The following is an 18,764-nucleotide window of genomic DNA, read 5'->3' on the forward strand; positions in this document are numbered from 1 at the left end:
CGACGAATTGTCTTTCATCGTGCCCACGGACTGAAAAAACAATTCGTTTTTCTACAGGTGAAGCGGTCTGCGTCTACGGGTTGACCCTAAGTCGTAATTGCCCCTTTGCCTGCAAACGTGATCACGAACCGGTCAGCTCGACTGCCCAGCCGCATTTGCAAAGAGATTTGCGTCGGAGTGAAAGTGCCGACAGTTGGAACCGCAAGGGCCATGGCGGCCCAGAAGTTCCGTTCGCACAAGCAAAGAAACTACCCCTTACGGCCGGATTTACCCCAACGCCTGCTTTTATGATTGCGTCGGGCGTCCACCAGGCTTGACCCGAGCTGGATTTCCCATGGCCGTGCTTCCTGCAGGAACATCTCGCGTCACCACACTACCAGCGCCAATGACAGCGTGATCGCCAATCGTCACCCCCGGGAGAATGATTGCTCCACCGCCAATCCAGGCGTGCCTGCCAATGCTGACAGGTCGTCCCAACTGCAGTCCAGCCTGGCGCTGCTCTGGATCATGTGGATGGTCCGCGGTATAAATCTGCACAGCGGGGCCTATTGCGGTTCCGTCACCGATAGTCACCGCTGCCACGTCAAGAATGACGCAGTTGTAATTGATGTAAACCCAAGCTCCGATCCGGATGTTAAACCCGTAATCACAGTGGAACGGCGGACGAATAACAGCTCCAAGCCCGACCGCGCCCAATCGTTCTAAAAGGAGCGCATTCCACCGCTCGGCGGTGTCGCCCAGCGTGTCATTGTACCGCTTCAGCCAAGCCCCGGTGAGGAGCAGCTCGGCTTGGATCTCGGGGTCCGCTGCGTTGTACATTTCGCCTGCCAGCATTTTTTCTTTTTGGCTGCGTGTMATCGTCTCTTCTCAGATCTTGTTCGTGGGATGACGGTACTTGAGTGCGCCTACTTCGCGATCAAGCTAGCTAGCACCTGGCACGATGGCGGGCGCAGGCGGAGGTGGAATTGATAGTAACACTCCTTGTTCGTGGCAGAAAAGGATGAGGCATCAACTTTAGTCGACCGGCGAGCCGAGTGAGAGCTCCGGCGACGAAAATAGTCAGGCACCAGCTCCCCGCGACACGTGGTGAAAGCGGAGTAACGTGGCTGCGCGGAGGAACATCTTTCAGACGCGAGAGTATCTGGGGAATTGCAGCGAAACCTTGCTGACGGGAATCGGCGGCGCCTGCTTCAGGCATTTGAAGCTGGCCCTACAAGGGGTCAATCGTGACGATCCCACTTCATTGCACCTGCTTGAACGCAAGGACAGCATTCATGCCGCCCATCGCGAAGGCGTTGCTCATGGCCACGCGCACCCTACGCTCCCGGAGCACATTTGGCGTAATGTCCAGGTCACAATCGGGATCCGGCTCGCGATAGTTGGCGGTCGGCGGCACGACATCTTCTTGGATCGCCATCACGCAAGCAATCATTTCTAGCGCACTTGCTGCCCCGAGGCAGTGCGCGTGAGTGGATTTGGTAGAAGAGATGGACATCGATCGAGCATGGTCACCAAAGACGCGCTTGATCGCCGTCGTTTCGATCTGATCGTTGGCCTTGGTGCCTGTGCCATGGGCGTTGAGGTAGTCTACATCCTCGGCATTTAAACCCGCATCAACAAGGCAGGCGCGCATCGCCGCCTCCGGCCCATGCACAGCTGGTGCAGCGATGTGGTAGGCATCGGCGGAAAGGCCGATGCCGGCGACCTCGGCAAGCATCGTTGCACCGCGGGCGGCGGCATGCTCATAGCTTTCCAGCACGGCCATGCCCGCACCCTCGCCCAAAACCAGTCCTTTCCTGTCGGCGGAGAATGGCCGGCAAGTATCTGGAGCGAGTACGCGCATTGCTTCCCATGCCTTAAGCACGATCCACACGAGTGGCGCGTCGCTTCCTCCAGCTAGCATAACGTCCGCCCTACCGAGCTTGATCTGATCTACCGCTGAAGCGATCGCATGGTTGGCCGAGGCGCAGGCAGAGGTGGCACCGAAGACTGGCCCCCGCAGCCCGAGGTTCATGCTTACCTGACAGGCAGCCGCGCTAGGCATTGCCTTTACCCCAGTGAATAGCTCAGTGCGGGTCGCACCGCCCAATAGGAGGGTGCGGTAGGCCTTCTCGGTAGCGTCCCAGCCGCCAAAGCCAACGCCCACTGTCGCGCCGAAACGGTGGGCATTTCCTTCATTGCACGAAAGGCCGGCCTGTAGCATGGCTTCTTTAGCTGCAAGCACGGCAAGCAGGCTGAAGCGGTCCATGGAGATGAGCTGTTTGCGATCAATGTCGTGTTGAGGCAGCACCTTGATCTCGGTCCCGATCATCCCCTTCAGCTCATGAATCTCTGAGTTTGAGATCGGGCCGATGGCGGAGCGGCCTTCGCGCATCTCCGTCCAGATAGAGGAAGCATCGGTGCCTAGTCCGCACAGTCCGCCCAATCCGGTGATAACGACGCGCCTGTCCATTCAGACCTCCTTGGTGAGCAAGCCACGGACGGCTTCCACCACGTCGCCGATATTGTTGAGGTTCGACCAGGCATCGGCCGTATTCATCTCGATCTTAATGCCGTAGATTTGCTCCAGATCCCAAAGGACATCGGCCAAACCCAGCGAATCGATGCCAAGCGAAGTCAACTCAGTGTCAGTCGTTATTTCGCCGAGCGCTACGGTCGTTCTCTCGGCGTTTTCAGCTTTGACGAGCTTATTGATCGCACTGATAATTTCCAGTGTGAGTTGATCAGCCATTTGTATTCCTTTCCATCATGCCTAATTTCGACAAGCCGACGGCCTTGCGAGAAGGCTCGATCTAATTGCTGCTAACATCGGAAGATGTTCCGGCTCGTCTGCGAAGTGACGACAGAAACCGATAAACTACCGGAACGTCACCGCGCGGTTGCCCTGCTATGGATCATATGGAATAATTGGTAAAATTGATTGTGTGGATCAAAAGCATCCACGCTATGGATTGTGGCTCGGGCATTGCCGCAGCTGAATTCATGCGCCGGCGCAGTTGCAAACCCTCCAGGAAAAGCGTGATTACACGGTTCGAAAGTATTGAGCTTTGGCCGCTTTCCCGGGCCGGCGCGTTGTCAGTGCGGCGCCGGAAGCATGTGCGGGAGGTCGGTGAAGTCGCCGCGACGTGATGCTGGTTTTCAGCAATGAGCCGAACATAAGTGACAGGAATAAAGTTCTGATCACTTTTGCATTAAGCCAGGGAAAGCAAACAAATGGCACCTTTTCAGGTAGAAACGATGGCTCTCGGCACAATGGCTTCGATCGCTAGATGAGCTGAGGCAGCGGGGCCTGCCTGTAACGTGATGCCTCGTTTGGGGACCGAATGCATAGGTTCCAATGATCAGCGCCCGTCTAACTACTGCGGCTGTGAAATGACCCCGGGGGGTCGCTTAAGACGTACAACTTTCGGCCTCGGATTCCATGCGCGAAGCCTCTTGGATCATAATCTCGCGCATCCATATGTTTCCAGGATCAGAGTTGTGAAGAGCCGGCCATTGGACAGCCTCAGTGAACGAAAGAAGTGGCAAAGGATGCTCAATAATCCGCAGGGGGATAGTTTGTTCGTAATGTTTGACCAGCCGCAGAGGGATGGTTGCTATTCGATTAGTGCCTGACAGCAACGGCGGGATCAAGTTAAACCCCGGGACGACGAGTTCAATACGCCTCTTGAGGCCGTGCTGCAGCAATAACCATTGCTCAACGGAAGGCTTAAGACCACGTCCGAACTTAGCCGCAACATGTCCCATGGACATATATTGCTCCAGGGAGAGCTTCCCTTGCAACTGCTCGTTCGTGGAGCAGCCGACGCACACCAGTCTCTCTTCGAAAAGCCTTGCCTTCGGATGGGCGCCAGACATGAATAGATCGGGTAGGATCAGAAAATCAACATCCCCACGGCGGAGAAGCTCCTCGGGATCGTCGTCAAGTGGCAGCAACTCGAAGCTGACCCCTGGCGCCTCCCGAGCTAAGCGCACTATGATTTTTTCGAAGAAGACCAAGGCCATGAAATCTGAAAGGATAATTCTGAATCGGCGGTCGGACTCCGCAGGGTTTATTGGATCCCATGCGATGACGGAAAGCTGAATATGCAAGAGGGCCTCGCGAACAGCGGGGGCAAGTGCCTCTGCACGCGGGGTCGGAATTAGCTCCCGTCTCTGCATGATAAAAAGGTCGTCGCGGAAATAGTCGCGCAACCTAGAGATAGCAGCGCTCATCGCGGGTTGACTGAGGTTGATGCTGCGTGCCGCTGCTGTGAGCTTGCGCTCGGTCATTAGAGCGTCGAGCGCTACAAGAAGATTAAGATCTAGGCCTTTAAAACGCATAAGTTTATATCCATTCCATAGATGATTGCCATCCAAACAATCAATTTTACCAATCTTTCGGATCGCTTATAGAAAAGCCGGAACTTGATCAATATCAAGGCCGCGAACGAAAAAACGAAATGCCGGGCAGGGGCCCGATTTGAATTCTTAATTCTCTTAACCGCTCGATTGTCAAACCGGCAATCCAATAGTGATGCGCAACAATCACGCGCACCTTTGATCGTGGCTGGGTGAAGAAACAATGTGGAGCTTTTTGCATGTCTTCTGAAGTGCGATGGAAAATATGCTGGGAAAATGAGCTGGAAGCCTCAGACCACGCGGAACTCGCTGAGTTTTTTTGCAAGACCTATGGGCCGACGGGAGCTTTCAATGCCAAGCCGTTCGAGACTGGGCGAAGCTGGGGTGGTGCGAGGCCCGAACGCCGCGCAATCGCATACGACTCTCGCGGCGTAGCTAGCCACATGGGCGTGTTACGACGTTTCATAAAAGTCGGCACGACTGATTTGCTTGTGGCCGAGCTAGGTCTGTACGGAGTGCGGCCTGATCTAGAGGGATTAGGCATCGCCCACTCGGTCCGCGCTATGTTTCCGGTTCTGCGCGAGTTGAGCGTTCCATTTGCCTTTGGAACAGTTCGCCACGCCATGCGGAATCATATGGAAAGATACTGCCGAGACGGTACCGCCAATATGATGACCGGGCTACGTGTGCGCTCAACGCTTCCAGACGCGCATTCCGACCTGCCAGCCACGCGCACTGAAGATGTCCTCGTTTTGGTAGTTCCCCTCGACCGTCCAATGACGGAGTGGCCTGCGGGCTCGTTGATTGAACGAAACGGGTCGGAACTATGAAGCGGCCTGCCTATATGAGCGAAGTATTGGTCAATCACACAAGCGGCCAGGAAGATCGCTGCGTTTACTTGACGTTCGATGATGGTCCTAATCCATTCTGCACGCCGCAAATCCTGGATGTTCTAGCTGAGCACCGCGTCCCGGCGACATTTTTTGCCATCGGTTCATACGTGAAGGATCACCCAGAACTCATCCGACGTATTGTGGCGGAAGGTCACGATGTCGCCAATCATACCATGACGCATCCCGATCTTGCCACCTGCGGTCCCGAGGATGTTAAACGTGAAATAGACGAGGCGCATCAAGCCATTGTCTCGGCCTGTCCCCAAGCCTTGGTCCGGCACTTACGAGCGCCTTACGGGGTTTGGACTGAAGACGTTCTTTCAGCATCGTTGAGGGCTGGACTTGGAGCCGTGCACTGGTCGGCCGACCCTAGAGATTGGTCTTGCCCGGGCGTCGACGTGATCGTTGATGAGGTGCTTGATGCTGCTCGGCCTGGGGCAATCGTGCTTTTGCACGACGGGTGTCCTCCCGATGAGGTTGAGCAATGCTCGCTTGCCGGACTGCGGGACCAGACGCTGTTAGCACTCTCTCGAATTATTCCGGCACTGCATAGCCGCGGATTCGAAATTCGTTCACTTCCCTGAAACACTGGACAAACGAGAAACCATGACCCTGCTCGCAACAACCAGCATCGCCGCCGTTTCACTTTATGCAATGCTCTCCACCGTTTACAAGAGCGCGCAGGTCTTTCATGCTAGGCGGACAACGATCCCAACAACACCTGCGAAAGACGTCGAAACCACCCGTCTACCAAGCGTTGATGTCATTGTGCCGTGCTTCAATGAGGACCCAATCGTTCTCTCCGAATGCCTCGCGTCTCTCGCGGAACAGGATTACGCTGGAAAATTGCGTTTTTATGTAGTCGACGACGGTTCCAAAAATCGCGACGCGGTGGAGGCTCAGCGCGCTGCCTATGCAGACGATGAGAGATTCAACTTCACAATTCTCGCTAAAAATGTTGGAAAGCGCAAAGCGCAAATCGCCGCTATAACCCAGTCCTCTGGGGACCTCATCTTGAATGTGGACTCAGACACGACGATCGCCCCCGACGTCGTTTCGAAGCTCTCCCACAAGATGCGCGATCCAACGGTCGGTGCGGTGATGGGCCAAATGAAAGCCAGTAACCAGGCGGACACCTGGCTAACTCGCTTGATTGACATGGAGTACTGGCTTGCCTGTAACGAGGAGCGCGCGGCACAAGCTCGCTTCGGTGCAGTTATGTGTTGCTGCGGCCCATGTGCGATGTACCGTCGGTCTGCTATGCTTTCGCTGCTCGATCAGTACGAGACGCAGCTTTATCGCGGCAAGCCGAGTGACTTCGGTGAAGATCGCCATTTGACGATTCTCATGCTGAGCGCAGGCTTTCGAACTGAGTATGTTCCGAGCGCCATCGCGGCGACAGTCGTTCCTGACACAATGGGTGTTTATTTGCGTCAACAACTACGGTGGGCACGCAGCACCTTTCGGGATACTTTGCTTGCGCTCCCCATACTGCCTGGCCTCGATCGGTATCTCACTCTGGACGTAATCGGGCAAAATGGCGGCCTTCTGCTTCTTGCGCTGTCGGTATTGACGGGTATTGGCCAGTTTGCGCTGACCGCCACAGTACCATGGTGGACGATCCTGGTGATCGGATCCATGACTCTTGTACGGTGTAGCGTAGTTGCCTATCGCGCCCGCGAACTTAGGTTTCTGGGTTTTGCTCTCCACACGCTCGTGAACATCTTTCTCTTAATTCCCTTGAAGGCCTATGCCCTTTGTACCTTGTCCAATAGCGACTGGCTGTCGCGCGGATCAGTCGCTACTGCGCCCACTGTTGGTCAGCAGGGCGCCACCAAAATGCCAGGGCGGGCGACATCTGAAATTGCCTATAGTGGCGAGTGATGATCGCGCCGCCGCAGCTCAAAATTTGGGACAAGAAATGAACGGGCAATTAGCGAATTTGAAGACGACGATCGCTGATCCGCACCAGGATCATCTCATCCTATCGGAGCGGCAGGGCAGTTCGAAATTTAAGGCTATAGACTCGCCTTCTGGCTCATTGTCCACAGTCGCAATCGACCTGGCCGGCGTTTCGAAATCATATGGTGGTAAAGTCGTCGTCAATGACTTGTCGTTTACTATCGCCGCAGGAGAATGTTTTGGTCTTTTAGGACCGAACGGCGCAGGTAAAAGTACGATCACCCGTATGATCCTAGGAATGACGTCGCCAAGTGCAGGCAAGATCACTGTACTCGGAGCGCAGGAGCCGGGCCAGGTTCGCTTGGCACGCGCGAAAATCGGGATCGTGTCTCAGTTCGATAATCTCGACCTGGAATTCACGGTCCGCGAGAACCTTTTGGTATACGGCCGCTACTTCCGCATGAGCACCCGGGAAATCGAAACGGTCATCCCGTCGCTGCTTGAATTTGCGAGACTTGAGAGCAAGACGAATACGCGTGTGGCAGACCTATCGGGAGGGATGAAGCGGCGCCTCACTTTGGCGCGTGCGCTCATTAATGACCCGCAGCTACTCATTTTGGACGAGCCGACTACTGGTCTCGACCCACACGCGCGCCACTTGATCTGGGAGCGACTTCGATCGCTGTTGGCACGCGGAAAGACAATTCTTCTGACGACCCATATCATGGAAGAGGCTGAGCGGTTGTGCGACCGGCTGTGCGTGCTTGAAGCTGGGCGAAAGATCGCCGAAGGCCGACCGCATGCCCTGATCGAGGAGCAGATTGGCTGTCCCGTGATCGAAATTTATGGTGGCGATCCGCAGGAGCTTAGTCTTTTGATCAGGCCGAATGCTAGGCGACTGGAGATCAGCGGAGAGACCCTGTTCTGCTACACGCCTGATCCAGAGCAGGTGCGCGCGCAACTGCGTGGATATTCGGGCCTGCGCTTGCTGGAGCGTCCACCAAATCTAGAGGATGTCTTCTTGCGGTTAACCGGACGCGAGATGGAGAAGTAGACGATGAGCGTAGCAACATTACCCGCTGGCGGTTTGAACTGGCTCGCAGTTTGGCGCAGAAACTATCTGGCTTGGAAAAAAGCGGCGCTGGCATCCATTCTCGGAAATCTAGCCGATCCCATAATATACCTATTCGGGCTCGGCGCTGGATTGGGAGTGATGGTAGGGCACGTTGACGGCGTATCGTACACCGCATTTTTGGCGGCTGGAATGATCGCGACAAGCGCGATGACTGCTGCAACTTTCGAGACTATCTATGCGGCCTTTGGCCGAATGCAGGGCCAGCGCACCTGGGAAGCAATGTTGTACACACAGCTCAGGCTAGGGGATATCGTCGTTGGGGAAATGGCATGGGCGGCAACTAAGGCGTCGCTCGCAGGCACCGGCATTGGTATCGTCGCCGCCATGTTGGGATACACTCACTGGCTGTCTCTTCTCTATGCTCTTCCGGTCATTGCCCTTACTGGCTTTGCCTTTGCGAGCCTTGGTATGGTGGTCACGGCCCTCGCGCCCAGCTACGATTATTTCATATTTTATCAAACGCTTGTCATCACACCGATGTTGTTCTTATCAGGCGCAGTCTTTCCCATCGACCAATTGCCTGTAGCATTCCAGCAGCTTGCGGCCTTCTTGCCCTTGGCCCATTCGATAGATGTTATCCGCCCGACGATGCTGGGCCAACCAATCCCCAATGTCTGCCTGCATATCGGCGTTCTCGGCATCTACATAGTCGTACCATTCCTCGTGTCGACCGCATTGCTTCGGCGGCGACTGATGCGGTGATGAATGCCACTTCACATCATCATCAGCATTCACGCCGGTTGGGTTTGCTTTGCGAGGCCCGGCGTCTCGCAAGATCGTATGGACGCTGGGCGACGCGGCGCGTCTCCTGATCAACGCATGGCCTTGCGATGACGGCGAGGAATATGTGGCTGCCGTCAAAGCCTGCGTCGACGCGTTGAGCGGGAAGATTGCCCCGGAACAGTTCCCGGAAGCGCTTCTGCGTGCGGCCGATGAGGCGGGTATCGCCCGCTCTTTCGCTCGTCCAGCAGGGAGTTGGAGAGTGACGCCCGGATCTGCCTCAAGCATGCAAAGATAGTCCGAATTTCAAGGGCTATCCGCTTTTCGGCGTCATGTTTGCACCGAGAGCCTGCCTATCTGGCTGGACCCCGGTGCGCCACTCCTTCTCATCAGGTCGCATCGAGAACCATGTTGAGGGGCGCCTGGGCTGCGCGCCGGGCATGAGTGAAACCGCCCGACCGGATCACCTCGGCCAATCGCCTCTCTCCCGCTTGCGCATCAAGCGCGAGCGCGGTATCCGATTCCTCCTGATTTACAGGCGGCCTCTTGCCGATGGCCGCCTTCAAGGGATCGGGAACTCAATGCCCTCTATTTGGGGTGTATGCCCGCTTGCGCTTGGCATCGACGCTCATCTATCGACCCGCGCACACGCTACCTGGATAGCCTCCTCGCGTCGACAGTAACGGGCAGGCGCCTGTTCTGCGATAGGTCGGGGAGGGCTATCCGCCATCCATTTTTCAGCAAAATAAAGCCGCCCCAGAGGTTTTTGTGCTCAACCGAAATGATCGGTTCCTCAAGGTCTTTCTTGTGAATATAGACCGATAAGCCGACGTCAGTTCTGCTGATTGTCACTCTCATGCATGTCCCTTCTCGCTGCGGCGGCTTTGGAGCTCCGGAAGTCGAGCGTTATCAAAGCCTGTTATTTTAGTACGACATATGCCCAGGCCGATATCTCCGTTATGGTTCTGTGTGAGATTTGGACGGCATCCGTTCCGGGGCCTACGTCGGCTACTCAGGTTGCGTGCATCGCTCACTGGATGGGATATTGGTGGTACGTGAATTTTTAACCTCATGTTCGCCTATGAGACCACTGACCGCTCGTCCCATTCTTTGCGCTTTAGTCCGGTGGCGATCAGGCAGGGACGCAGGTCTTCGGCATCGGACACACCGAAGCGCATTGTTGCGTGTCAAACTCACCCCTGCACTCGGTACATTTTTTTGGATCCACAACATATCCCTCACCTTTGAAACTGATCGCATCTGAGGGACATTCAAATTCGCAAGCGCCGCACTGGGTGCATTGGGATACAATGATCTTGAAGGCCATGTTTTAGCTCCTGATTCAATTAGAGGGGCCTAAAGCCGTCGGCATCGCCGGTTTGCCGCCAAACTCGGCGGCGTATAGCGCGCCAATCGCAGTCTCGATGTAATCATAGGCAAATGCGTCAGTAGCTAGCACGCCAGTTTCTGCCAACCGCTTCTTTGGGCAATCGCCGATTTTGGAAGAAAGCAAAATGTCGATGCCGTCGAGTGCAACGATAATGTGATCGAGAGTGGCCTTCTCGCCTATACCACCGAGGCAATACTGCTCAACCTTGCGGTGCCCCACCAAGTTGATCCCCTTTCGTGAGACTGCATACACTTGGAATTCTCTTGCCTGCCCGAAATGTTCGTTGATCCGGCCGGCACCTTTGGTCGCCACGGCAACAGAATGGGTTCCCGAAGAACCCAGTGACTTAACCGCTTTGCTCGCGTCCAATTTTGCTGCCAGCTGATCCCCTCGCTCATGCTGGACCAGCTTGCGATAGGCCTCGCGCTTGCTGGTGTCGAATTCAACTTTGGTGGAGATCTGGTCGAGGGCAAACTCTCGCTCGCGATCATCGCCCAGCAAACCGATGGCGTCGGCCCGGCATTGTTGGCAGTGGCGCATAAGCTTAACGTTGCCATCGAGACAGTCTTGAAGTGCCTTCAGTTCGAACGGCTCCGGGCAACGCTGACCCGTAAGACCGTAATAAGTACCATGCGAAGGCTTGGAAATCAGGGGCACCACATTGTGCATGAATGCGCCGCGGTCTCTGATCCATCGGTTAACTTCGACGAGGTGCGTGTCATTGACACCTGGAATCATAACCGAATTGATTTTGGTGACGATGCCGCGCTTGGTCAGCAATTCCAAACCCAACATTTGGCGCTTGTGAAGGATCCTGGCGGCTTCTATGCCAGTGTATCGACGATGTCCGTGAAGTATCCATGGATAGATCTTCGCCCCTACCTCCGGATCCACCATGTTGATAGTGATCGTCACGTGATCGATATTCATGTCAGCTAGCTCATCGACATGATCCGGAAGCGCCAATCCATTGGTGGAGATACATAGTTTGATGTCAGGTATTTCTCTCGCAACTCCTTCAAACGTCGCGACTGTTTTCCTCCAGTCGTAACAAGCGTCGCCCGGTCCGGCCACGCCGATTACGGAAAGCTCCGGCACTTTGCTGGCGACGGCAAGCACCTTGCGTAGTGCCTGGTCGGGAGTTAACTTTACTGATGTGACCCCGGGACGGCTTTCGTTGGTGCAATCATATTTGCGATTGCAGTAGTTGCACTGGATGTTGCAGGCAGGTGCGACCGCGACATGCATGCGAGCGAAATAGTGATGCGCTTGCTCGGAAAAGCAGGGATGATCTTTAATTCTCTCCCAGATCCGCGCATCTTTGTCATCCGTCACCGAAAGGCCATAGGACGAAGATGCGCGGCCACCGAGTATAGCGGGAGCCATCGCCCGGTGGGAGGGGGCACCGCTGGTCGTCCCGACCTTTATTTCCGGTTCCGACATCGCACTGTTCCACTGGTGAGGAAAGGTTACAGCTCCAAAAGCAAGAGAGATTCCGGTCGACGCGACATTGTTGTTTCAGCGCTTATGTCGCCTTTACCGCCCCTTTTTCCGCTTGCTGCCGGAGATGTTTAGTAGAAATCAAGACAGGATCGCGCCCGAAGTCGTTAGGCCGACTATCAACCAAAGCTTACGACGTTCTTGATATCGTCCTCCGCTAGTCTTTCTTCACATCGATACGATGCCGGCGTAGCGCATAGCCGACCTGCCGCGGCGTTTTACCCAAGATACGAGCCGCTTTGGCCTGTACCCAACCAGCCTTCACCATTGCCTTGATCAGCAGATCACGCTCAGTGAGACCCGGCGCCTCGATTGTGGCTGCGGAACCGCTGGGAGTACCTGGGTTGGCCCCCAGTCCGCCTAACATTGTATCTCGCGGGTTGAGACTATGCACCGGGTAGTCGCCTCCAAGACCGTCGCAGCCGTCTTTCCAGAGGAGCGCTGAAGAACACTGGTCTTGCTGACAGGCAAAATCTGATGAAGCGATGGTATTTGAACTGGCGAGAGTAGCGGTCCTTTGTACGCAGTTGTCCAGCTCGCGAACATTGCCGGGGAAGGCGCATTTCGACAAAATGTCTATTGCCGACGGCGCGAAGTCGAAATTTCGATCATTTGCCTTGTTGAACTGCTCGAGGAACACTTGCGCTAGAAGCGAAATGTCACCGTCGCGCTGCCGAAGTGGCGGCAAAATGATGGGCACCACACTGATCCGGTAATAGAGGTCGGCTCTGAACTCCCCTCGAAGGACGGCCCCTTCAAGGTCTTTGTTGGTGGCGCATATAACTCGAACGTCTACTTTCAATGTCTTCGTTCCGCCGAGACGTTCGAATTCGCCTTCCTGCAAGACGCGCAATAACTTCGCCTGGAATTGTGGTGATACATCGCCTATTTCATCAAGCAACAGCGTTCCGCCGTTGGCCAGTTCGAAACGTCCAGCTCGTTGAAGGAGAGCGCCAGTGAAAGCGCCCTTCTCATGGCCAAACAATTCGGATTCCAGAACGGTTTCCGACAGTGCGGCGCAATTCAACTTAATAAACGCCTTGCTTTTCCGTATCGATAACGCGTGTATGGCTCTTGCAAAGCATTCCTTGCCCGTGCCGCTCTCTCCTCTCAAGAGCACCGCGGAGTTCGTCGCGGCCACGATCTTGGTGGTCGCTAATACCCTCTTGAGCGCGGGGCTCTCCCCAACGATCCAGTCGATTTTATCGAGTTGGGTGGGATGAGGCTTCGGCTTGATTTTCGGAATCTGTCCCGCTTGTTGTTCCTCGGCGACTGAGCCGCCATCGCTGCACAATTCGCGATAGCGCTGGCAGGTTAAGCCGATCAGGACGGCAATCATTGCCAGAAGGCTTTCGTCCTGAGCTGCGCTTTTCTGCGCGAAATCAATCCACAACGCGCCGATTGCTTTCCGGCTTACTTTAACGGGGAGAACGACAGAATTTTTCCCAAAGTGCTTGTCACCGCTAGCGATGACACCATTTATTGCGTCCGCCTGTTCAATCGTAAGAGAACGTGAGCGAACGTCGTGCCCAATGGGAGCCCGTACGTTTATCCAGGGCTCTCCTCCGGAGCCGTGAATCACGATTCCACCATCGCGCAATCGCAGATGCTCGACGAGGGCATTCATGGCAGCCTTCAGCACGTTGTCTAGAGGAAAAGAAGAGATAAGCTCTTTGGATACGTCGTAGAGTATATGGAGCCGCGCCTCTGGTTTAATCATGCCTACAAACAGGGGAGGGTGCACTGCTTTTTACCCTGGTGCGCGAAATATGCTAACGCATATTCCTAAGTTAAAGATACGTGTTCCCGACGGCATAGCCTCTCGAAAGGTGATGAGTGGATGCACATTCAATCGCCGCCGTTAATGCAACTGGATCGGTCGCTGCCATCCCTTCGGAGGTAGGGACTCCTCATCCGAATTTGAAGAGGACCCCGAACCCGCCCCGGGGATAATTCCACTTGATGTCGCCACTCGCCTCGCATAACACTCTGCATGTGCCGCATTCCAAGCAGCCATCGGAAACAATCGCCACCTGACCAATTTCGTTCACCTCGTAGCATTTGGCCGGACAGATTTGCGTCAAGGCGAGGAGGTTTGGGCTTGGCGACAGATGCGGTCGCACCGTAATGTGCGGACGTCCAGTATCGACGAGATATCGGTTTTGGTACAGCTTATCCTCAATGCGCTCAATGATGGTCGCCTTCATCGAATTTTCCTTTAACGCCAAGATACGGCGGAGCGGACCGCGTCGCTAATCAACCCCCAACGGGATCGTGCGTTGATAAAGGAGGCAGCTGTGGCCTTCTCCCTATTGATTTTAGGTGCACCGTCGACGCGCACAAAATTTTGCGCCGCCTGAGATATAAGCGTTGGATACGTCATGAAAAAATTGTGACTGTCGGTGTGGAGGAGGCTCGGAAGATCTTTGTGTTTGATCAGGTCTTTCATGACGAACGACTTGTCCAGTATGCCCTTATAGAGAGAGAGATTGCGTTTCGTCATCAAACCGCCACGGCTCTTTATCTGGAAGATCGCTTCACCCGCCATGAGGCCGGATGTCATCGCAAGGTTTGATCCCTCCCTATGCACGGCATTGTTTAGTTGCGCCGCGTCGCCCACGACGATCCACCCGTTGCCAAAGAGCTCCGGGATTGCCTTGAAGCCCCCCTCAGGAATAAGATGCGCGGCGTATTCTTTGATCTCTGATCCGGCCAGTAATGGTCGGATCGAGGGATGTTGCTTGAAGGCGTCAAGAAGGCGGTACGGATTTTCCATGCTTTCCGCTAAACCGGAGACGAGGCAGCCGATCCCCACCGAGATCGACTCCTTGTTGGTATAAAGGAAGCCCAGTCCGGCCATTCCGCGTGAGATCGTGCCGCCGGCTTCGATCACACAGCCTTCGCTACCGGTGAGGCCGAAGCGCTCTGCGATGACCTCTTCCGGCATGAAATGCATTTCCTTGACGGCCAGGGCCACATTTTCTGGCTTCGGCATATCGCGTAAGCCGGCTCGTGTTCCAAGCAGTCCGTTCACGCCCTCAGCGAGGACAACTACGTCCGCGAGGATCACACCGCCCTCTCGGTCCGTGTAAACGCCTATTACACTACCGCTCCGATCTCGAGCGAGTTTCGTCGCTGTCGTTTCACAAAGGACTGTGCCGCCCGCCTCGCGCACCTTGGATGAGAACCATTTGTCAAACTGGGCACGGATGATCGTATACCGGTTTGGCTTCAATTCATTGAAGTCATCAGAGCGATAGTGCACGCCCGTGTGCGACGAGTCATCCATTAGCCAGAATCGTTGCTCGACCAGATGCCGTTCCAGGGGAGCGTCATCTCGGAAGTTTGGGATAATCGCCTCCAACATGTTCGCATATAATATAGCCCCCTGAACATTCTTAGAGCCCGAATGTTCTCCGCGCTCCAGCTGCAGCACTTTTAGACCGCGACGAGCAATCGAATACGCTGCGGCGTTGCCGGACATGCCGGCACCAATGACGATCGCGTCGAACTTACTCTTGGTCATCTAGCCTTCCTCGGTCCATACCCTTGATAGAGTTGTGCGGTGGCGTTCGCCTGGCGAAAGCTTCTGTCAACGCCGGCAAGAACTCCAGCGCGCAAGCGACAACGCCGATGTGGGCGAAGTCAAAGATCGGAGCGTTCTGGTCGAGGTTGATAGCGACAATCAGATCGGCTCCTTCGACGCCAACGCGATGCTGGACCGCGCCAGAAATTCCCGCAGCGATGTAGAGCTTGGGTCTAATGGTATGGCCGGACTGGCCAATTTGTCGATCAGCAGGCATCCAGCCTTTTTGGACCAGTGGGCGCGAGCACCCGACTCCCGCGCCGATCGTCGTTGCCAGGTTTCTCAAGTATTGCAGGTTTCCTGCAGCGCCGAGGCCGAGTCCGCCCCCAACCACGATGTCGGAGTTGGCCAGATCGGATTGCTCAGACCCGCTGTTACAAAGGAACGCGAGGACTTTGGTGACGATCTCCTCCTCAACCATCAGGAGTTGATGTTGAATCACGCGTCCAATTGGCTTGTCCGCACGTTGCGGCGTCGCCATGACCCTGGACCGCACCGTTGCCATTTGCGGCCTGCTGTTCAGCGTGTAGATTGTGCACAACAAGGACCCACCGAAAGTTGGCCGCGTCGCTGCGAGTGAACCATCTCCATCAACATCCAGCTCGGTGCAATCAGCCGTAAGCCCCGTTTGTAAGGTCGTTGCTACAGCACCGGCGAGGTCGCGGCCGAGCGTGGTCGCGCCGAGAAGGAGAATTTCTGGTTTGTGAGTAGTGACCAGATCCGTCAAAGCCTTGGTGAAGGGTTCGTTTCGATAGTTGGCGAGGAGCGGCGACTCTACCAGATAGGCGATATCAGCTCCGTAGGCGAAGGCCTCTTCAATGGCCGGCTTGGTCCCCACGCCTTCAGACGAACCGAGGATCACCCCGGCAAGTTGGACACCCAGTTTGTCAGCTAGTCTGCGGCCTTCGCCGAGGAGTTCAATCGATACGGGATGAACCTTGCCGCGCTCAAGTTCCATGAAGACCCAGACGTGCCGGTGATCTTCGAAACACTTAAGCAGCTTTTTCCCTGAGCTGGCGCGGCCGACCGCGTTTGCCGGCGTTTCATTTTTTCTAGCGACCAAAATCTACTCCTCGCTGCTCACCCATTGCCATGGGACGTGAGCTTGCGTTCCAAAACAGGCTGGCGGGCAAAAATTGCAGCGACCGTGTCCGCGGCGACCTCGGCCAACGTTTTGTCGTTAACGTCCATTTGCATAGCTTTTTCGGCGCGCGGACCAGGAGCGAATACTCGCTTCACGACCGTCGGCGATCCCCTTAGGCCGCATTTGGTCAACTCCCCAATGCCGGCGTCAGCGGCCCCCCATTTAAGAACCGTGCTTCGCGCGGCACGGAAGGCGTCATCGAGAGAGCCCCGGCGGATAGCATTGACACCTTCCAGCACGGTGATGAGACTTGGCAACGTGCTCTTCAGCATCTGCGTGCCGCTCTCCGCGCGCCGTTCAACCATGATCTCGCGCGAAGTGGAATCAATGGAGACAATCTTCGTTACGTAAGTCAGTTGCTGGAGGTCTAGCCTCTTTGCAATTCCGGGTCCGACCTGGGCCGTGTCGCCGTCAATTGTCTGCTTTCCGGTAAAGACGATATCAGGCGCCCCATAGCTCTCGCCGATCTTTGCTACTGCTTGAGAAAGAGCATACGAGGTCGCCAGCGTGTCAGATCCAGCAAAGTGGCGGTCGGTCAGAAGCACTGCGCGGTCTGCGCCGTGGGTGAGGGCTTTGCGTAGCGCTTGCTCAGCCATGGGCGGTCCCATCGTGAGAACAGTCACCTCGCCCCCATAGCGGTCACGAACTTGGAGTGCCTCTTCGAGAGCAAATAGGTCGTAAGGGTTAATGATGGTCGGTACGCCTTGGCGCATGATCGTATTTGTCACCGGGTGGACGCGTATCTGCGCAGAGTCCGGCACCTGTTTTATACAGACCACTATGTGCATAGTCGTTTAAGCTCCCAATCGGACTTGGGCTTTAGGGACCCGGCCTACTCTGAGCACTACTCGTGCCAATCAGGTTGCGCCGGTAAGCCTCCGAGATTGCACATGTTTCTTTGTCGCTATACGGAGGGTTTTGTAGGGTTGCCGACATGTCGTGTCGCAATCCGCCCCGATCACTACCGCGATGGAGAGGGCGGTCCGATATGCTTCAAGTCGGACAACTCATGTCGGCTGCGCCAGGAGCCGCAGATTAGCAGCTGGGCGAGCAGTTTCTTGCGGAAGACTTCAGCCGGTGTTCGGTAGCCGAGGCATTTCCGCAGTGTTGAGTTCAGCCGGTTGCAGACCGCAAGAAGGTCTGCGTCCGTCACCGACAAGGGATCGACCTCCCTCGAAAGCCATTTGCGAACTCGCCCATTGGTGTTTTCGACGGTGCCTTTCTGCCAAGGTGATTGCGGATCGCAGAACCAGGTCTGGGTGCCGATGTTTGCTTGCAGATACGGCCAGTCGGTGAACTCGGTGCCGCGATCGAAGGTGATCGAGCGGCGGGCAAGATGAGGCAGGGATTGCAGCGCGCGGATCAGTCCGTCCATGACAGGCCGGGATTGCCGATCGTTGTTGCGAAGGGCATCTTTCGCAGGTCGCACTTCAAACTTGAACCTACCCGGCTACAACAACTGTGGCGGGGAAGTTGGAATGTCCGTTTGTGTGCAAAGTAGAAGTGTCACTTTCGGCTGCTGCACGGCACGCCGACCAGCCCCGATCTGAGCGGCTGGTCCGGGTTGCAAGATCAGATCGGGGCGGGTGAGGGGCACCTTTCGGCTTTAGCTTTGAGACTATTCAATCGACGCCTCACTCCGCAGCGTCGAGCCTTGCGAGTGCCGCGTTGCGGCGTTCAATCACCGCCGGATCGTTCATGAAATCTCTGCCTCGTCCCGGCTTGCGGCCCCGCGGCGTGTAGCCGTTCTTCTCGCTGTTGTTCTTCACCTTCGGCGTCGGCAATTGCTCCTGGCGCTCCTTGATGTAGGCCAGCACATCGGACAGCCTTTTGTTCTCGGTGATCGCCGCATGCGTCACCCGCTGGTCCTTATCGAACGTCTTGTAGGGCAGGGAATACCCCTTCCACCGCACATCCAATCGACCATCCGCAAAGGCATAGGTCTCGACATAACGGCCAACCAGGCCACGCGTCACCTCGGTCTCTTCCAGCATGATCCGCTGGCGCTCAAACGAAAACGTCAACTGCGATCCGACATAGCGCTGCTCGCGTTTGCACAGAATCTCGTTGAGCCGGTCCGGCGCCAGATTTATCGGCCGGTGCAGGTCATCGGACCGGGCAGGGACAATCGCAAACCGGGCATTGTAGTCCTC

General features: G+C 55.8%; 17 protein-coding genes and 4 pseudogenes. 6 read left to right on the forward strand and 15 right to left on the reverse strand.

All coding sequences use genetic code 11. The annotated features are described in order from the left end of the window. Positions 1-285: 285 nt before the first annotated feature. From nodL to nodD1, 4 genes are all read right to left on the reverse strand, one after another. Complete coding sequence (gene nodL, locus AC1ECN_RS25710) at positions 286-858, reverse strand: nodulation O-acetyltransferase NodL (protein ID WP_018068345.1); 573 nt, start codon at positions 856-858, stop codon at positions 286-288. A 382-nt stretch (positions 859-1,240) separates the two neighbouring features. Further along, entirely contained in the window at positions 1,241-2,452 is a 1,212-nt protein-coding gene (locus tag AC1ECN_RS25715; protein ID WP_018068346.1) for a beta-ketoacyl-[acyl-carrier-protein] synthase family protein, read from the reverse strand. After that, positions 2,453-2,731: an acyl carrier protein gene (locus AC1ECN_RS25720; RefSeq protein WP_018068347.1), complete on the reverse strand. Its 279-nt coding sequence runs from the start codon at positions 2,729-2,731 to the stop codon at positions 2,453-2,455. A 659-nt stretch (positions 2,732-3,390) separates the two neighbouring features. Then, the gene (nodD1, locus tag AC1ECN_RS25725) at positions 3,391-4,323 is read right to left on the reverse strand and encodes a transcriptional regulator NodD1 (RefSeq protein ID WP_018068348.1); all 933 of its coding nucleotides are present in this window, start codon (positions 4,321-4,323) and stop codon (positions 3,391-3,393) included. Between the two features lie 257 nt (positions 4,324-4,580). Between nodD1 and AC1ECN_RS25730 the strand changes: the two genes are divergently transcribed. From AC1ECN_RS25730 to AC1ECN_RS25755, 6 genes and pseudogenes are all read left to right on the forward strand, one after another. Beyond that, positions 4,581-5,171 carry a NodA family N-acyltransferase gene (locus AC1ECN_RS25730; protein WP_018068349.1) on the forward strand — a complete coding sequence of 197 codons (591 nt, stop codon included), beginning with the start codon at positions 4,581-4,583 and terminating at the stop codon, positions 5,169-5,171. Continuing rightward, positions 5,168-5,818: a chitooligosaccharide deacetylase NodB gene (gene nodB, locus AC1ECN_RS25735; protein WP_131599290.1), complete on the forward strand. Its 651-nt coding sequence runs from the start codon at positions 5,168-5,170 to the stop codon at positions 5,816-5,818. The genes AC1ECN_RS25730 and nodB overlap by 4 nt, the downstream gene beginning before the upstream one ends. A 22-nt stretch (positions 5,819-5,840) precedes the next feature. Further along, a complete protein-coding gene (nodC, locus tag AC1ECN_RS25740) occupies positions 5,841-7,118 on the forward strand; it encodes a chitooligosaccharide synthase NodC (RefSeq protein WP_075225990.1) in 1,278 nt (425 codons plus the stop codon). 37 nt (positions 7,119-7,155) lie between these two features. Beyond that, positions 7,156-8,190 (forward strand): nodulation factor ABC transporter ATP-binding protein NodI, encoded by a 1,035-nt coding sequence (nodI, locus tag AC1ECN_RS25745; RefSeq protein WP_168307540.1) that lies wholly within the window; start codon positions 7,156-7,158, stop codon positions 8,188-8,190. A 3-nt stretch (positions 8,191-8,193) separates the two neighbouring features. Continuing rightward, positions 8,194-8,973 (forward strand): ABC transporter permease, encoded by a 780-nt coding sequence (locus AC1ECN_RS25750; RefSeq protein ID WP_477954488.1) that lies wholly within the window; start codon positions 8,194-8,196, stop codon positions 8,971-8,973. Positions 8,974-9,022: 49 nt separating this feature from the next. Beyond that, a pseudogene (locus tag AC1ECN_RS25755) lies at positions 9,023-9,257 on the forward strand (DUF982 domain-containing protein). Positions 9,258-9,380: 123 nt separating this feature from the next. Here AC1ECN_RS25755 and AC1ECN_RS25760 read toward each other — a convergent pair. From AC1ECN_RS25760 to AC1ECN_RS25810, 11 genes and pseudogenes are all read right to left on the reverse strand, one after another. Continuing rightward, positions 9,381-9,509: pseudogene (locus AC1ECN_RS25760) on the reverse strand (SAM-dependent methyltransferase); the annotation flags it as partial. Between the two features lie 133 nt (positions 9,510-9,642). Next, the gene (gene nifT / locus AC1ECN_RS25765) at positions 9,643-9,849 is read right to left on the reverse strand and encodes a putative nitrogen fixation protein NifT (protein WP_075225989.1); all 207 of its coding nucleotides are present in this window, start codon (positions 9,847-9,849) and stop codon (positions 9,643-9,645) included. 274 nt (positions 9,850-10,123) lie between these two features. Then, on the reverse strand, positions 10,124-10,318 hold the full coding sequence (locus tag AC1ECN_RS25770) for a 4Fe-4S binding protein (protein WP_003551816.1): 195 nt from the start codon (positions 10,316-10,318) through the stop codon (positions 10,124-10,126). 15 nt (positions 10,319-10,333) lie between these two features. Next, complete coding sequence (nifB, locus tag AC1ECN_RS25775) at positions 10,334-11,824, reverse strand: nitrogenase cofactor biosynthesis protein NifB (protein WP_131718208.1); 1,491 nt, start codon at positions 11,822-11,824, stop codon at positions 10,334-10,336. Positions 11,825-12,038: 214 nt separating this feature from the next. Continuing rightward, a complete protein-coding gene (gene nifA, locus AC1ECN_RS25780) occupies positions 12,039-13,601 on the reverse strand; it encodes a nif-specific transcriptional activator NifA (protein ID WP_164569111.1) in 1,563 nt (520 codons plus the stop codon). Between the two features lie 190 nt (positions 13,602-13,791). After that, a complete protein-coding gene (locus AC1ECN_RS25785; RefSeq protein ID WP_018068357.1) occupies positions 13,792-14,088 on the reverse strand; it encodes a ferredoxin family protein in 297 nt (98 codons plus the stop codon). Between the two features lie 11 nt (positions 14,089-14,099). Then, the gene (locus tag AC1ECN_RS25790) at positions 14,100-15,407 is read right to left on the reverse strand and encodes an FAD-dependent oxidoreductase (protein ID WP_477954491.1); all 1,308 of its coding nucleotides are present in this window, start codon (positions 15,405-15,407) and stop codon (positions 14,100-14,102) included. Further along, positions 15,394-16,530, reverse strand: a complete 1,137-nt coding sequence (locus AC1ECN_RS25795; RefSeq protein ID WP_018068359.1) for an electron transfer flavoprotein subunit alpha/FixB family protein — start codon at positions 16,528-16,530, stop codon at positions 15,394-15,396. The genes AC1ECN_RS25790 and AC1ECN_RS25795 overlap by 14 nt, the downstream gene beginning before the upstream one ends. Before the next feature lie 17 nt (positions 16,531-16,547). After that, positions 16,548-17,399, reverse strand: a complete 852-nt coding sequence (locus AC1ECN_RS25800; RefSeq protein WP_018068360.1) for an electron transfer flavoprotein subunit beta/FixA family protein — start codon at positions 17,397-17,399, stop codon at positions 16,548-16,550. A gap of 260 nt (positions 17,400-17,659) precedes the next feature. Further along, a pseudogene (locus tag AC1ECN_RS25805) lies at positions 17,660-18,019 on the reverse strand (IS30 family transposase); the annotation flags it as partial. A gap of 226 nt (positions 18,020-18,245) precedes the next feature. After that, positions 18,246-18,764: pseudogene (locus AC1ECN_RS25810) on the reverse strand (ISNCY family transposase); the annotation flags it as partial.

It is taken from the genome of Rhizobium sp. 01N447_2 (genome assembly GCF_056399245.1).

Coding starts and splice junctions, on each gene's coding strand:
- AC1ECN_RS25750 (WP_477954488.1), top strand. CDS start 8,194: ATGAGCGTAGCAACATTACCCGCTGGCGGTTTGAACTGGCTCGCAGTT.
- nifB (WP_131718208.1), bottom strand. CDS start 11,824: ATGTCGGAACCGGAAATAAAGGTCGGGACGACCAGCGGTGCCCCCTCC.
- nodC (WP_075225990.1), top strand. CDS start 5,841: ATGACCCTGCTCGCAACAACCAGCATCGCCGCCGTTTCACTTTATGCA.
- nodB (WP_131599290.1), top strand. CDS start 5,168: ATGAAGCGGCCTGCCTATATGAGCGAAGTATTGGTCAATCACACAAGC.
- AC1ECN_RS25720 (WP_018068347.1), bottom strand. CDS start 2,731: ATGGCTGATCAACTCACACTGGAAATTATCAGTGCGATCAATAAGCTC.
- AC1ECN_RS25715 (WP_018068346.1), bottom strand. CDS start 2,452: ATGGACAGGCGCGTCGTTATCACCGGATTGGGCGGACTGTGCGGACTA.
- AC1ECN_RS25790 (WP_477954491.1), bottom strand. CDS start 15,407: ATGACCAAGAGTAAGTTCGACGCGATCGTCATTGGTGCCGGCATGTCC.
- AC1ECN_RS25785 (WP_018068357.1), bottom strand. CDS start 14,088: ATGAAGGCGACCATCATTGAGCGCATTGAGGATAAGCTGTACCAAAAC.
- AC1ECN_RS25770 (WP_003551816.1), bottom strand. CDS start 10,318: ATGGCCTTCAAGATCATTGTATCCCAATGCACCCAGTGCGGCGCTTGC.
- nifT (WP_075225989.1), bottom strand. CDS start 9,849: ATGAGAGTGACAATCAGCAGAACTGACGTCGGCTTATCGGTCTATATT.
- nodD1 (WP_018068348.1), bottom strand. CDS start 4,323: ATGCGTTTTAAAGGCCTAGATCTTAATCTTCTTGTAGCGCTCGACGCT.
- AC1ECN_RS25730 (WP_018068349.1), top strand. CDS start 4,581: ATGTCTTCTGAAGTGCGATGGAAAATATGCTGGGAAAATGAGCTGGAA.
- nifA (WP_164569111.1), bottom strand. CDS start 13,601: ATGATTAAACCAGAGGCGCGGCTCCATATACTCTACGACGTATCCAAA.
- AC1ECN_RS25800 (WP_018068360.1), bottom strand. CDS start 17,399: ATGCACATAGTGGTCTGTATAAAACAGGTGCCGGACTCTGCGCAGATA.
- nodI (WP_168307540.1), top strand. CDS start 7,156: ATGAACGGGCAATTAGCGAATTTGAAGACGACGATCGCTGATCCGCAC.